Annotated in this window: 11 protein-coding genes; 6 read left to right on the top strand and 5 right to left on the bottom strand. The window is 36.7% G+C overall.

Translation table 11 applies throughout. The features are described from left to right. Nucleotides 1-395: 395 nt before the first annotated feature. Nucleotides 396-1,991, top strand: coding sequence for an OstA-like protein (locus FNN09_RS20250; RefSeq protein WP_255434205.1), 1,596 nt, complete (start codon nucleotides 396-398; stop codon nucleotides 1,989-1,991). 57 nt (nucleotides 1,992-2,048) lie between these two features. Here the strand turns inward: FNN09_RS20250 and FNN09_RS20245 are convergent, their stop codons facing one another. The 3 genes from FNN09_RS20245 to FNN09_RS20235 form a co-directional block, all read right to left on the bottom strand. After that, nucleotides 2,049-2,270 carry a DUF2795 domain-containing protein gene (locus FNN09_RS20245; protein ID WP_143304314.1) on the bottom strand — a complete coding sequence of 74 codons (222 nt, stop codon included), beginning with the start codon at nucleotides 2,268-2,270 and terminating at the stop codon, nucleotides 2,049-2,051. Nucleotides 2,271-2,429: 159 nt separating this feature from the next. Beyond that, nucleotides 2,430-3,134, bottom strand: a complete 705-nt coding sequence (locus FNN09_RS20240; protein WP_143304313.1) for an ABC transporter ATP-binding protein — start codon at nucleotides 3,132-3,134, stop codon at nucleotides 2,430-2,432. Nucleotides 3,135-3,254: 120 nt separating this feature from the next. Then, nucleotides 3,255-4,043, bottom strand: a complete 789-nt coding sequence (locus tag FNN09_RS20235) for an O-methyltransferase (RefSeq protein WP_185969085.1) — start codon at nucleotides 4,041-4,043, stop codon at nucleotides 3,255-3,257. Nucleotides 4,044-4,489: 446 nt separating this feature from the next. On the opposite strand from FNN09_RS20235, the gene FNN09_RS20230 reads away from it, so the two are divergent. Continuing rightward, a complete protein-coding gene (locus FNN09_RS20230; RefSeq protein WP_143304311.1) occupies nucleotides 4,490-5,743 on the top strand; it encodes a hypothetical protein in 1,254 nt (417 codons plus the stop codon). A 284-nt stretch (nucleotides 5,744-6,027) separates the two neighbouring features. Here FNN09_RS20230 and FNN09_RS20225 read toward each other — a convergent pair whose 3' ends face one another. Next, nucleotides 6,028-7,182, bottom strand: a complete 1,155-nt coding sequence (locus FNN09_RS20225) for a hypothetical protein (RefSeq protein ID WP_143304310.1) — start codon at nucleotides 7,180-7,182, stop codon at nucleotides 6,028-6,030. A 248-nt stretch (nucleotides 7,183-7,430) separates the two neighbouring features. On the opposite strand from FNN09_RS20225, the gene FNN09_RS20220 reads away from it, so the two are divergent. From FNN09_RS20220 to FNN09_RS20205, 4 genes are all read left to right on the top strand, one after another. Further along, nucleotides 7,431-8,969 (top strand): arylsulfatase, encoded by a 1,539-nt coding sequence (locus FNN09_RS20220; RefSeq protein ID WP_143304309.1) that lies wholly within the window; start codon nucleotides 7,431-7,433, stop codon nucleotides 8,967-8,969. A gap of 153 nt (nucleotides 8,970-9,122) precedes the next feature. Continuing rightward, the gene (locus FNN09_RS20215) at nucleotides 9,123-10,640 is read left to right on the top strand and encodes an arylsulfatase (RefSeq protein WP_143304308.1); all 1,518 of its coding nucleotides are present in this window, start codon (nucleotides 9,123-9,125) and stop codon (nucleotides 10,638-10,640) included. Nucleotides 10,641-10,826: 186 nt separating this feature from the next. Then, the gene (gene recG / locus FNN09_RS20210) at nucleotides 10,827-12,926 is read left to right on the top strand and encodes an ATP-dependent DNA helicase RecG (RefSeq protein WP_143304307.1); all 2,100 of its coding nucleotides are present in this window, start codon (nucleotides 10,827-10,829) and stop codon (nucleotides 12,924-12,926) included. Between the two features lie 171 nt (nucleotides 12,927-13,097). Then, entirely contained in the window at nucleotides 13,098-13,901 is an 804-nt protein-coding gene (locus FNN09_RS20205) for a CPBP family intramembrane glutamic endopeptidase (protein ID WP_143304306.1), read from the top strand. 94 nt (nucleotides 13,902-13,995) lie between these two features. On the opposite strand, the gene FNN09_RS20200 is transcribed toward FNN09_RS20205, so the two are convergent. Continuing rightward, complete coding sequence (locus tag FNN09_RS20200) at nucleotides 13,996-14,685, bottom strand: head GIN domain-containing protein (protein ID WP_143304305.1); 690 nt, start codon at nucleotides 14,683-14,685, stop codon at nucleotides 13,996-13,998. Nucleotides 14,686-14,818: the final 133 nt, after the last annotated feature.

Genomic DNA, 14,818 nt, shown 5'->3' with positions numbered 1-14,818 from the left:
TTGCCTAGTGCGCCTTTCAGAGTAACCATTGTTTCTCAAAGCGGGTGCAAAATAACGGAGTTTAATTCAAACCTCCAAATCTAAAAGCATGTTTTTTTGTAGCGTATTTCATCACGCAAGCTTTATGAGCTGATTTGGTGCGGTTTGGAAGGGGAAATATTTTTGAGATGAACCTAAAATATCATCTCCATTCAATTCATCAGGCTAAATCAAAGGACTAAACTATCAATAATAAAATGTTCAATGGTCCAATAAGGAATACGTGATAAGCAGCAATAAATGGTCCTATTATTGTATAAATGATTTAGCACTTACTCAGATACCTGAGCAATACCGTTATTATTAAAGGATTTTTTTAGCAACTTTGCAGCTCATTTTAAATGACTATATATATAATGTACTTAAGATTATTTTCAACTTTATTTATAATAGCCCTCGTAAGCCTTAATACACAGTTATTTTCTCAGAAGAAAGCCAAGGTTAAGATCTTACATGCCAATTCATTCAACCAAAGAGCCGATCTGGGTCCTAAAGTTAAATTACTAATTGGACAAGTTAAATTACAACACGGTAACACAATCATGCATTGTGATAGTGCATACATTCATGAGCTAAACGATAAAAAAGTAATTGAAGCGTATCACCATATTCATATCATTCAAAATGACTCCATCCATTTATATGGGGATTTTTTAACCTATGATAGTTCTGATGGTATTGCTCGCGTTCGTGACAATGTTAAAATAGAAAAGCAAGACATTACAGTTCTTACAGAATATCTGGACTACGATCGCGTTCAAAATTTCGGCTATTATTTTAATGGCGGTGAAGTTTTTAGTGGACAAAACAAACTCATTAGCGACTTAGGCTATTATTACCCTGACCTAAGTCAGGTCCATTTTAAAGATTCGGTGGTTGTTCACAACCCCAAATACACAATCTTTTCTGATACCTTAAAGTATCATACCATTACCGAGGTAGCGAGTATACTAGGCCCAACATTCATCAACAGCGACAACAACCTAATTTATAGTGAAGATGGATTCTACGACACGATGAATGACAAAGCAAGCTTATACAAAGGAGATATGCAGAGCTACGTTCAAGGCAAAGAAAATCTTCTGAAAGGCGATACAATATATTACGATAGAAGAAATGGTTTGGGTGAGGCCTATAGTAATTTTGAGCTACACGACACTACCAATAATATGATTATTGCTGGTGACTTTGGTTATTATAATGAATTAACTCAACATGCTCTTTCAACTAAAAGAGCTCAATTGATGCAAATTTACCAAGAAGACACCCTATATCTGCATGCAGATACACTTAGAGCTATTCCACTTCCTGAGGAGGAAAGTCAATTAATCAAGGCCTACTACAACGTGAAATTTTTCAGAAAAGATATGCAAGGGCGCTGTGATTCCATGGTATATGACTTGAGAGACTCGACAAATACATTTTATCACACCCCCGTTATTTGGGCACAAGGAAATCAAATGACAGCTCACACCATTAAACTATTCAGCAGAAATAACGCACTTTATAAAGCAGAACTTAACAACTCTGCTTTTATTGTAGCTCCTGAAGATAGTATACACTACAATCAGATAAAAGGGCGGAACATGATTGGGTACATAAGGAATAACGAACTATACAAGATAGATGTAGACGGCAATGGACAAACTATATATTACCCCAAAGACAACAACATTGTTATCGGCGTCAACAGAGCTGAAAGCAGTTCTTTATCGATACGTTTGAGTAATCGTCAAATTACAGGGATTAATTTAAAGAGCGATCCCAATGGTAACTTAAATCCCCCCTATCTTTTACCAAGTGAGGATGTAAAACTACAAGGGTTTATTTGGTTGGAAAAGATAAGACCAAAAAACAGATGGGATATATTTAAGCATACTGAAATGCCTAAAATGGAGGAATTAAACAAAGCCTATGATGATTATCAATACGGCGACAGTGAAGATGAATAAATAATCAATTCTATAAAAATAAAAAAAGGAGCAAATTGCTCCTTTTTTTAGCTCTCCTTAATATTCATCTTCATTAAAAAAGAAGTCTTCTTTACTCGGATAATCTGGCCAAATATCCTCGATGCTTTCAAATACTTCCCCTTCATCCTCTATTTCCTGAAGATTCTCAATAACTTCGAGCGGTGCACCTGAACGAATCGCAAAATCAATTAATTCGTCCTTAGAAGCCGGCCATGGTGCATCTTCTAGTTTAGAGGCAAGTTCGAGTGTCCAATACATAGCAACTCAATTTAACATTAATAATATTGTGTTCTTAATAACTTTACTTATCTGCGAATTTAAAAAAAATATCCAATCATACAACAGTCTATTCATTGGAATTTTACAAATGCCCGAATACTTTGATTAATGGACCAATAGCAGAGGTCAATACTCAAGCTACATTGTGGTTATTTGTTCATTCATCAAATCTGATTCAATTAATCCATCGCGTAGTCGAATTATTCGATGAGCATGTTGAGCAATATCCTCTTCATGCGTAACTAGAATAATGGTATTTCCTTGTTGATGTATTTCGTCGAACAAGCGCATGATGTCAACCGACGTTTTTGAATCTAAATTACCAGTAGGTTCATCAGCAAGAATAATAGATGGATTATTTACCAGCGCTCTTGCAACTGCAACACGCTGACGCTGACCTCCTGACATTTCATTTGGACGATGGTGCATTCGATCAGTTAATCCAACACTCTCCATTACCACTTCTGCCCGCTTCTTACGATCACTCTTTGAAACACCAGCATAAATGAGCGGCAACATGGCATTTTCAAGAGCTGTATATCGGGGTAGCAAATTAAATGTTTGAAAAACGAATCCAATTTCCTTATTTCGGATTTCTGCTAAACTATCATCACTGAGCCTGCTCACATCAGTCCCATTAAGTACATATTGACCTCCTGTAGGCGTATCAAGTGCTCCAATTATATTCATTAAGGTAGATTTACCAGAACCTGACGGCCCCATTATAGCCACATACTCCCCTTTTTCAATCAATACAGAAACACCCTGAAGTGCTTTTACTACCTCTGTTCCTACGTGGTAAAACTTCTTTATTTCTTTTATATCAATAACATGATTATCCATTGGGTTTAGCTTTAGTTAAGACAAATATAACTTTTTAAGCAAAGAAACAGCTGCATATTTATTTTAGATAAGTATTCCTTTTGCTTCAAGCACAATAAATACATTGTGCCTTTCTAATTATTACAAACGCACCACAAAATTCTGCTTACTATAGTCTTTATTAAAAAAAACGATACCCAATTGAAATACATCAATAGAAACGGTTACCTGCGGGTGTTGTCGAATAATATCCCATGCTTCACTCATTCCTTTTGACCAATAAATATCATCAAAAACAAAAACAGAATTTGCGCCAACCTTGGTCAAACAAAGGTTAAAATAATCGATGGTTGCTTGCTTTTGATGGTTACCATCAAAAAACACGAAATCTAATACATCCGTTTTAGCAACTAAATTAGGCAACACATCCTGAAATTGACCAACAAATTGCTTTACATTGGAACAGTCAAACTTATCAAAAGCTATTTGGGCCTGCTTAGCAGTTTCGACACAACCCTCAATCGTTAATACTTCTCGTCGTCTGTCTGCCAAGGCCAGATACAAAGTACTTATCCCAATGGATGTTCCTAGTTCCAATATATTATGAGGATTAATATGCTGCAATAAGCGAAAGAGCAATTCTCCATACTTTGTAGAAATAGAAGATGCCTTTACTAGTTTTTCAACTGATCGATCCTTACTTGTAAAATTTGAACTTCCAGCCCCATAATCAACTACCGAAATTACTTTATTAGCAAGCTTCAACTCATTTTTATACTCTTTAATTAAATCAAAAGCATAAAACGAATGTTCACAATAAAACACCTCTCTCACGAGATTAAAAACAAACGGACTATGCAAGCCATAGCCTTTTCGATATTTGGCATGTAAGCAATAATTTAAATATTTCTTTATTTGAAAAAAACTCATTCGATAATATATGGTGTGTGACTTTTTAACGCGGATTATTAAACCCATCCGCGATTTGACTGCCAAACTAAAAATTATAATGTAAAAAGCAAAAGTGTAATCAATTAATCAGGTTTATCTTTTATATCTATACATAATGTGACGTAATAAAGCCGCCAAGCAAAACGTTTATTAAGCCAAAGAACATGCCTTTTGTAAACTCCTCTGAAAATCGGACGGTCCTGAACTCGGTAAATTATGAATCTAAACCAAATATTCCCCGATGCTTAGCAACTACATCAAATGACTATATCAAATGGCTATATCATTATTAAGGATTTTAAGCACATCTCTTACCTCATTTCAAGATGCATTAAACACATATTACAACAACGATGTAGAAATATCTAAACACTTTTAAATAGTCGTTGTTTAGATTTAAGAACAACACTCACGAAAGATCAAGAATGAATAATTATATAGAACAACTATTAGAACTCATTGAAGAAGCCCTTAGTAAAGCTCCTGCTAAAACAAATACTGGCAAGGAGTCGGAATCTGAGTTTAATGATATGTTTGCTCATGAATTTTTGCAAGGTAAGCCTGAGAAAATATCTGAAATAATTGGGCTTGAAAAATTTAACCTCCCCAAACCAGATCAATTATCACACGAACAAACAATATTAATACTTAATGCCTTAGAAGTATTACTTGAGGCTTACAACTGGGAATTTATGTTTCCTGAAAATGTAACACCTGAGATTAAATACAACTTTATTATTGACCATTGGGACACCAAACACATCCATTGCGAACAAGCAGTTGTTCAAATTGAAACATGTAAATTTGATGAAGATAGATGCCCTTTTCCAGGACATTGCAATGTATGCCATAGCTTTAAGTGCAATAACGACACAAGTCACCCTTTTGATAAAGGGCAAGTGGATTTTTCTGAGTTAATTCCTGATTTTATGGATGAAGACGACGAGAGTATACGCCATGATGTTGAGAAATTTAAGGCACTTATAAAAAAACCTCGCTGTGAAAATATTATTGTAGGCATCCATAATTACTGCGATGGACGCTGTGCTAAATGCTCATTCACTTCAAGGTGCAGTACATACTCGTTAAATGCTGAATTAGAGAATCTAAAAGAAAGCCATAAAGAAAAGAACGAGAACCAACTTAAAGTTATATTTAAAGCTACTTCTGAACTTATTGAGGAGGAACTGAGCAAACAAGGCATGGATATAACAGAAGCAATGGCCGCCATGGAATCTGAGCAACCAGAGCCAAAGGAAAAGCATACTATTGAGAAACAAGCCGAGTCATATGCTGAGAAAGTAAAACGGTGGTTAGAATCGAACCAAATGGAGTTAGAAAGTCGCATTATTGCAGCTCCAGACTTAGGAATTCATAATGATATAGAAACCATAACCTGGTTTCAACTTTTTATCCCTGCAAAAATTAATAGGGCTATTTTGGGGCTTACAAATGACGATGTTAACGACATGGATCATTATGACTCACATGGTTCAGCTAAAATTGCACTGATTGCCATCGACGAATGCATTCATGCTTGGGATAACATTTTAAGAGTAATACCACAAAAAGAAGATAGTGTTCTGAATTTATTACGACATTTATCGCAACTAAGATCGGAACTGGAAGCTTTTATACCGGAGGCTCGAAACTTTATACGTCCAGGTTTTGACGAATAAAAAAATCTGAGAGATGCTCGTGTGGAAAATTTAAGAATTACGAATTAATTCTCGAGTGCGTCTCTCAGATATTATCGCATCGTTTATGCGAGATAAATTACCTCCCGTTGCAGGTAACCCAATGATAACATTGGTTTCGGTTTATTTTAACCGTCGTAAAACTATTAATTTATTTGAGAGTTCTATTGCAAGAATGTACTTTTTTGTGTAAAAACCTTAAAAAAAAATGATACTTATCACCTTTCAGATTTAAAACACACTAATTCGCAGTTAAATCTTAGGTTCTAGAGTCTCTGTAAGGTTTGATCAATCGCTTCAAACACTTGGTGTGTTGGATTAAAAACCACTTCAAAATCTTTCCGCGATTTCTTAATCATTTTCTTAGCCTTGCGTTTTTCTCCAGTTAGGTATAGTAATTTTCCATAGTGGAATCTTATATTGCCGCAAGCTTCAAAATCTGAAGAATATTTAATTAGTAATTCATCATAAATTAAACAAAGCACATCCGGCTTATTTTCATGCATAAACATACTATTAAACTCTTCAGGTAATTCGGGCTGATATAGCGATGAACTCAACACCTGACAACCTAAATCGATCACCAGCGATTCTTTCTCCTTTAACAAAGCCGTTTTTAATAAATACATTTGATTAGGCCGATAATTAGAATGCAATGCATCTGCTTTCTCAAAAAATGAGAATGCATTATCAAATTGCTCATCTTTCAACAATAAAATACCAGTTATTCGTGCTGCATCGGATTTTTTTAATGAGTCGGTATATAATTCATAGGCCTTTACTGCATACTGTATACCATTCCTATACAATCCATCGAAAAGATATGTTACAGATAAACTATAATTAGTAAGCGCATCATCAGGCCGTTCTTTTAAGGACATTAAAAACCAGTTTTGCGCCGCAAAGTAATTTTCAAATAAGGATTGATAATAACCTAAACCATATAAACTTTTATAATCATACACCCCTTGTTCATACGCCATCTGATAGTAGGTATTACTCTTATCAAGTAAAACCTCAGAACGCTCACCCCATGCATCTCCAAAGTCATTATAAATCTGATTGTAGAAATCACCAAGTTTTTTTACAACCTCATAATTATCAGGATAATGTTCATGCAAAGCCAAGAGCGTGCTATCAACATTAAATGCAAATGGTGTTTCTCCGTATGGCTCAGCTTCTCTTAAATCAGTTAAACTTTCACCAGTTCTTAAATTCACAAATGAAAATGATCGATGGTACTGGCTATGAAAATAATAGTTTAAAGCAATATCAATCTTCTTAAGAGCTTGCTCAACATTGGGATTTTCGACGTTGTCTATACATTGGTAGGCATTTAAATACTGACCATGTTTTATTAAAGAGTCAATTTCACATTGAGTCCTTCCTACTTGAGCTACCATAAGGCAACACAAAGTCATTAATATTTTTATTTTATGATGGTTAGAGATAAACGTATATTTCAAAACAATAAGGTATTAGTGAAAATAAATATGCCTGAACACCTAAAGGATAATTAGCAACCTTTAAATGCATTTTTCAATCATTCAACCGGACTTGTAAGTATGTTTTCCAGAAACATTTCATGAATATAAGTGTTTACATTTAGATAGTTATTATAACTAACACAGTTATTACTAGTGTAAATAACTGATTAAACTTTAAACTTATGAAAAAACTTTTTTTAGTGAGTATTATCATGGTGCTGACGATGGCATTGAGTGCTCAAAAAAACAAACAGCCCAATATTTTAGTTATTTGGGGCGATGATGTAGGACAATCAAACATTAGTGCTTACACAAAAGGAATTGTTGGTTACAATACGCCTAATATAGATAGGATTGCCAACGAAGGGATGATCTTTACTGATTACTACGGAGAACAAAGCTGTACTGCCGGTCGCTCAAGCTTTATAATGGGACAAAGCGTTTTCAGAACAGGATTAAGTAAGGTAGGTTTACCTGGAGCAGATTTAGGAATGCAAAAGGAAGATCCGACCATTGCTGGCCTACTTAAACCGTTAGGCTATGCTACTGGGCAATTTGGTAAAAACCACCTCGGCGATAAGGATGAACACCTACCAACAGCACATGGTTTTGATGAGTTTTTAGGAAATTTATACCACCTGAATGCAGAAGAAGAACCTGAGTTGCCTGATTACCCAAAAGATCCCGAATTCCATAAAAAGTTTGGACCTCGTGGCGTTATAAAATCCTCAGCAGATGGACCAGTACAGGATACAGGACCTCTTACAAAAAAGAGAATGGAAACAATTGATGAGGAAACTGTTGAGGCAGCCATTGACTTTATAAAAAGAATGGAAAAGCAAAAAACACCATGGTTTGTATGGTGGAATGGCACTCGCATGCACTTTAGAACACACGTGAAAGATGAATTGATGAACGATCCAAAATACAAGGGCTTAGATGAGTATGCCATTGGTATGATTGAACACGATATGCACGTTGGCGAATTATTAACCGCACTTGATGAGTTAGGTATTGCTGATGAAACAATGGTGTTTTATAGTACCGATAATGGCCCACATAAAAACTCGTGGCCCGATGCAGCCGTTAGCCCATTTAGAGGTGAAAAAAACACCAATTGGGAAGGTGGATGGCGAGTACCTGCAATGGTTCGATGGCCCAAGAACATCGAAGCGGGATCTGTTTCAAATCACATTATGCACCATATGGATTGGCTACCAACCATATTGGCAGCTGCAGGTAATGACAATGTAAAAGACGAGCTTTTAAAAGGCAAGAAAGTTGGCGACATGAATTATAAGGTTCATCTTGACGGTTATAATTTTCTTCCATACATGACTGGCAAATCAGATTTAGCTCCACGAAAAGAAATCTTTTACTTCTCCGATGATGGAGATTTAACCGCACTTCGTTATAACGACTGGAAATTAGTTTTTATGGAACAGCGTAAATATGGCACCATGGCCGTTTGGGCTGAACCGTTTGTTGAATTACGCTTACCTTTAATTTTCAACTTACGACGCGACCCATACGAGCAAGCTCCCTTAACATCAAACACCTATTACGACTGGTTATTAGACCACGCTTTTATGTTGGTACCAGCCCAGGCATACGTAGGAGAATTTCTTAAGACATTTAAAGAGTATCCACCACGACAAAAAGCTGCCAGTTTTAGTTTAAGCGACGTGATGGAAAAAATGGCTGCTCCAGCCAATAATTAAATCTATCAATTAATAAGAAATATATTGAGATCCCCAATGAGACATTTTTCTCGTTGGGGATTTTTTTTTCGATTCAACTTGAGTTAGATAAAGATTCAACTTACCTTTTCTTTTTACTAATTCAACACTATCAAGATGATAAAAACTAACTCAATGAAGAAAATACTATTATTTACAGCAGCACTAGTTATTGGCTTTACGCTATTGGCGCAGAAAAAAAATAAAAAACCCAATTTTCTCGTTATTTGGGGCGATGACATTGGTTGGTCCAACATAAGTAAGTATAACCATGGAATGATGGGTTATAAAACGCCTAATATAGACCGCATTGCCAACGAAGGTGCCATGTTTACCGACTGGTACGCTCAACAATCATGTACAGCAGGAAGAGCCGCTTTTGTGCTAGGGCAACACCCTTTTAGAACAGGACTTCTAACTATAGGTATGCCTGGCTCAAAACAAGGAATTAAAGATAATCAAGCGACTATAGCCGAACTTTTAAAACCTCTTGGTTATACATCTGGCCAATTTGGCAAAAACCATTTGGGCGATCGCGATGAACACCTGCCTACAAACCATGGTTTTGATGAGTTTTATGGTAACCTTTATCATTTAAATGCCGAAGAAGAACCTGAAACATATTATTATCCTAAAAACAAGGAGTTTCATGAAAAATATGGCCCGCGAGGCGTCATACACTCCACTGCGGATGGCCCTATAAAAGATACAGGGCCAATGACTCGCAAAAGAATGGAGACAGCCGATGATGAGTTTACCGATGCAGCCATTAAATTTATAGAAAAAGCACATCAGGAGGGAAAACCATTTTTTGTTTGGCTAAGTGCTACACGCATGCATGTATGGACACGCCTCAAAGAAGAAAGCATTGGCGTTACGGGTATTGGACTTTATCCTGATGGAATGGTGGAGCACGACAAACAAATTGGTCGTGTACTTGCCAAACTCGAAGAATTAGGTATTTATGACAATACCATGATCATGTACTCAACAGATAATGGAGCCGAAAAATTCACTTGGCCAGATGGCGGCACAACACCATTTGCAGGCGAAAAAGGCACTACTTGGGAGGGTGGCTTTAGAGTTCCTTGTGCCATCAAATGGAAAGGCGTCATTGAACCAGGCACTATTTCCAACGATATTCACTCACACGAAGACATGCTTCCAACCATACTGGCCGGAGCTGGCGTAAGCGACGTAAAAGAAAAACTACTAAAAGGCTACAAAGCTGGTAACAAAACATTTAACTTACATCTCGATGGCTATAATTTGGTTCCACTTTGGCAAGGAAAAGTAAATGAGAATCCACGTAAAGAGATTTTTTATTTTGATGCTGGCGCCAATCTTAATGCCATACGATATAATAACTGGAAGCTTCATTTCACCATTATGGAAGGTTCAATAAATGAAGCCTATCGAAAAACTCCTTCGTGGCCACTATGCATTAACCTAAGGGCTGACCCATATGAAGTATCTTGGAAATCGGCACTTTATACACGCTGGTATGGCGATAATATGTGGTTATTTGTTCCTGCTCAAGATGTTGTTGGCAAATTCCTTGGTACTTTTAAAGAATATCCACCTGTTAGGGGCTCCTCGCTAGGCATTGACAAGGTAGTGCAATCATTAACAGCACATCCTAACGCTCAATAAACTCATTTAATGTATAAAGCTCTTGAATTGGCTGATTTAATGGTACAATTCAAGAGTTTTTATTTGCGCCAATAACTAAGTTTTTCTTGTTAAAAAAAATTCTCATCTCAAGTAAACTACTACGCTTCGATAGACATACTGTTGCATCTACTTTTATCTCAAGTCTAAATTATTATTTTTGCATCTATGTCTGATTTGGCGATGCAACATATCAATTACCTGCCTGGCGTTGGCCCTAAAAAGGCTGAGTTATTAAAACGTGAGCTCAAAATTGCTTCGTACGAAGATCTGCTATACTACTTCCCCTACAAATATGTCGACAGGAGTAAGTTTTATAGCATTAACGAAATCAATTCAAAATTGCCATACATCCAAGTTAAAGGCAGGTTCACATCGTTAAATACCATTGGTACAGGTAGGCAAAGTCGCATGACTGCCATTTTTACAGATGGCACAGGCACATTGGAATTAGTTTGGTTTAAAGGTCAAAAATTTGTTAAAGAGAACATCAACTCTGAAGCCGAATACATCGTTTTTGGCAAACCCAATATTTTTAATGGCAAGTTTAACATTGTACATCCCGAACTGGAAAAGGTTAATGAGACACAAACAAAAATAAACTCCTCTCTACAAGCTTTCTACAACACAACGGAGAAGATGAAAAAAGGCTTTCTGAATTCAAAAGCGATTCAAAAGCTACAACAGAATGTTTTTTTATCGTTCCAGGGTAAAATTTCAGAAACATTACCAGCTAGCATTATTGAGAAATACAAATTTCTTAACCTACACGAATCATTAAAAAACATTCACTTTCCTACTGATGCACAAGTACTTGAAAAAGCTCAATTACGCTTAAAGTTTGAGGAATTATTCTACATCCAATTAAACATATTACGACAGCGAAATCAACGAACAAAAGCCATTAAAGGTCACTCTTTTAGTGTGGTTGGAGAACATCTAAATGAATTCTATGCGCGAAAAATACCGTTTGAATTAACCAATGCTCAAAAGCGTGTGATTAAAGAAATTAGGCGCGACATGGGCTCTGGTAAACAGATGAATCGTTTACTACAAGGAGATGTTGGTTCTGGTAAAACGCTGGTTGCCTTAATGGTAATGCTTATTGCATTGGATAATAAGTTTCAAACATGCCTGATGGCTCCCACTGAAATATTAGCAACGCAGCACTTCGAAACCATTAAGGAGATGGTGGAAGGCCTCAATATAAAAGTGGCTCTTCTAACAGGCTCGTCGAAGAAGAAACAACGCGAATTAATTGACGAAGAGCTTCAATCAGGCGAATTGCAAATACTTATAGGAACCCACGCACTACTCGAAGATAAAGTTAAATTTCACAACCTGGGATTGGTGGTTGTTGATGAACAACATCGTTTTGGCGTTGCACAACGGGCTAAATTGTGGCGCAAAAACACACAACCTCCCCATATTTTAGTCATGACGGCCACCCCTATTCCGCGCACGTTGGCCATGACTATTTACGGAGACTTGGACGTATCAGTTATTGATGAACTGCCTCCTGGACGCAAACCAATTGAGACGGCTCACTATTTTCATAATAGAAGAAATAACCTAAACAAGTTCATCAAGGGAGAACTTGAAAAAGGTCGTCAGGTATATGTTGTCTATCCCTTAATTGAGGAATCGGAAAACATGGATTTCAAGAACCTCGCAGAAGGATACGAATACATGCAACGCATTTTTACCGACTATAAAGTAAGCATGGTACACGGCAAAATGCGTCCAGCTGAAAAGGATGCTGCCATGCAAGAATTTGCCTCTATGCAATCGCAAATTTTAGTTTCAACCACGGTTATTGAAGTAGGTGTTAATGTACCTAATGCTTCTGTAATGGTTATCGAAAGTGCTGAACGTTTTGGTCTTTCACAATTACACCAGCTACGCGGTAGGGTTGGAAGAGGTGCCGACCAGAGTTTTTGTATACTTATGACGAGCTACAAATTATCAGAAGAAACGCGCAAGCGAATGGATATAATGACGCACTCAACAGATGGATTTGAAATTGCTGAAGCTGACCTTAAGCTACGCGGACCTGGCGACCTAGAAGGCACACAACAATCAGGGCTTCCGTTTACACTTAAAATTGCCAATTTAGGAAAAGATGGTCAGATACTACAGTTTGCCCGTCAGGTGGCAGAAGCTATTCTTGATCTGGATCCCTTGCTCGAAAAAGATGAGAACTACATTCTAAACAAGCAGCTTAAAAAATTGGCCAGTGAAAAAATGAATTGGAGCATGATAAGCTAAACAGTAAGCTCCATCATTTTACAACTACCTCCCGTTCGTATGCCATTTGATTCAAAACATCTTACTTACTTAACTTCAATCGATAATCAGCTTATTAAAAGCTTATACAGCTACAATAAAAGCTCATCTTAAATCAATTATTATCTTTACTCAAAACAAACAATATTAATTATGAATATTTCTAAACCTTACCCAAACTTAGCCCAAAGCTGGGGAATCACTGGCATTGTTATCGCTTGCATGCTACTTTTTACACCTATCAATGTGGTATTAAATCCCATACTAGGCAAAGAATATTCTATGATGGCTTATTATATTTTAACTATGGGAGTTGCTTTCTTTTTATCGCACCTGATACGAAAAAACGAGACATCAAATAAAACATACCAACTACAAATTGCATCGCCACAATTATTACCCTTAATAATATTGGCAGCCTGGGGTCTGCTATTGGGTGTTGTCACACCAATTGGTAACCTTATTCCAATGCCGAAAATGTTCCAGGAAATGTTTAAAGAATTAGCCGAGTTAAAAGGCTTTGGTGCTTTCGTTATGATGGTGGTGGCCGCCCCACTCTTTGAAGAGTTAATTTTTAGAGGAATCATCCTCGATGGTATGCTCAAACGCTACACTCCTGCCAAAGCTATTTTTTGGTCAGCTTTTTTATTTGGGTTTGTACACCTCAACCCTTGGCAATTTGTAACGGGATTAGTTATTGGTGCTTTTATCGGATGGATTTATTACCACACCCGTAGCCTTACAGTTAGCATTATTATTCATGCAGCAGTTAATTGCGTTGGATTTTTCATGCGCTTTTTCATCGACGATACTGATATGGATGCAACCTTAGTTGAAGCCTATGAAAGTTTAAGCAATGCTGTTTTAATTACAAGCGGTGCGATACTAACAGCCTCTCTTTGCATATTCATTTTAATGCGCCGATTCTCAAATAAACAAGTAAAACCCACAGTATAAAATAACAAAGATTCATATTACAAATGATATCAAATTTGCAATATGAATCTTTACTTTTCCTTTACCACATTTATTAGTTAACGCCTATATATCGTTAACGATGACTAATATCTCCAGCTCCTGATTCATTTAATTGCTTAACCTGAGGGTTTCCATAGTAAGTAACATCACTACCTCCGCTTGCATTGGCCACTATTTCCTTTTCGGCCCAAACAATGGCATCTGATCCTCCAGAAGTGCTTACTTTAACCTTTTGAGCTTTTAAATTTCGCGCGTTAATATCGGAACCACCACTTGACGAGGCAACTAACAATTGAGTTGTACCTGACAGTTTTAAATCAGAACCTCCTGAAGTCTCCAAGGTTAATTCGTCTGTTTTTAATTCTAAATAAACATCAGAGCCTCCGCTCGACAAAATCATGAGATTGTTTTGTTGAATTTCATTCTGACCATGAACATCAGAGCCTCCACTTGCCGATAATTTTTCCAGCTGATCAAAAACAACATACACCTTGGGTACCGTTTTACTATTCCAGTTCCACACGCCATTACCTTTCATGTAAATTTTAAGTGTACTGCCTACTACTTCGGTTTTCAAACGATGAATATCACTTTTACCACAAGTTACATCCACCTCAATACCATCGGATTGAGTCAAGTACAAATCAATGCCTGATGACACACTTATTTTATCAAAATCATCAACGTTTCTTTTTTCTTTCTCTTGAGAAAAAGAAGAGAGCGTTAATAATACCGCCAATGCAACTAAAGTTATTCTTTTCATGTGTTTATAATTTTGTTATTCTCTGACATAGAGTTTGTTTCAAAATAAGTTGTAAACGCCAAGAAGTTAAATTTTCATGTTCATGCTCGAGGCAATAGTCCTGTGTGCTTAGCGTTTGAAGTCAGTTTCATAT

It is taken from the genome of Carboxylicivirga sp. M1479 (assembly GCF_007097485.1).
Lineage (GTDB): Bacteria > Bacteroidota > Bacteroidia > Bacteroidales > Marinilabiliaceae > Carboxylicivirga.
The sequence above is the reverse complement of the archived record's forward strand: the minus strand, read 5'-3'. Positions and strand labels throughout refer to the sequence as shown.

Excerpts from the sequence above, each read along its gene's own strand:
- FNN09_RS20250 (WP_255434205.1), top strand. The coding sequence starts at position 396 with ATGTACTTAAGATTATTTTCAACTTTATTTATAATAGCCCTCGTAAGC.
- FNN09_RS20245 (WP_143304314.1), bottom strand. The coding sequence starts at position 2,270 with ATGTATTGGACACTCGAACTTGCCTCTAAACTAGAAGATGCACCATGG.
- FNN09_RS20240 (WP_143304313.1), bottom strand. The coding sequence starts at position 3,134 with ATGGATAATCATGTTATTGATATAAAAGAAATAAAGAAGTTTTACCAC.
- FNN09_RS20235 (WP_185969085.1), bottom strand. The coding sequence starts at position 4,043 with ATGAGTTTTTTTCAAATAAAGAAATATTTAAATTATTGCTTACATGCC.
- FNN09_RS20230 (WP_143304311.1), top strand. The coding sequence starts at position 4,490 with ATGAATAATTATATAGAACAACTATTAGAACTCATTGAAGAAGCCCTT.
- FNN09_RS20225 (WP_143304310.1), bottom strand. The coding sequence starts at position 7,182 with ATGACTTTGTGTTGCCTTATGGTAGCTCAAGTAGGAAGGACTCAATGT.
- FNN09_RS20220 (WP_143304309.1), top strand. The coding sequence starts at position 7,431 with ATGAAAAAACTTTTTTTAGTGAGTATTATCATGGTGCTGACGATGGCA.
- FNN09_RS20215 (WP_143304308.1), top strand. The coding sequence starts at position 9,123 with ATGAAGAAAATACTATTATTTACAGCAGCACTAGTTATTGGCTTTACG.
- recG (WP_143304307.1), top strand. The coding sequence starts at position 10,827 with ATGTCTGATTTGGCGATGCAACATATCAATTACCTGCCTGGCGTTGGC.
- FNN09_RS20205 (WP_143304306.1), top strand. The coding sequence starts at position 13,098 with ATGAATATTTCTAAACCTTACCCAAACTTAGCCCAAAGCTGGGGAATC.
- FNN09_RS20200 (WP_143304305.1), bottom strand. The coding sequence starts at position 14,685 with ATGAAAAGAATAACTTTAGTTGCATTGGCGGTATTATTAACGCTCTCT.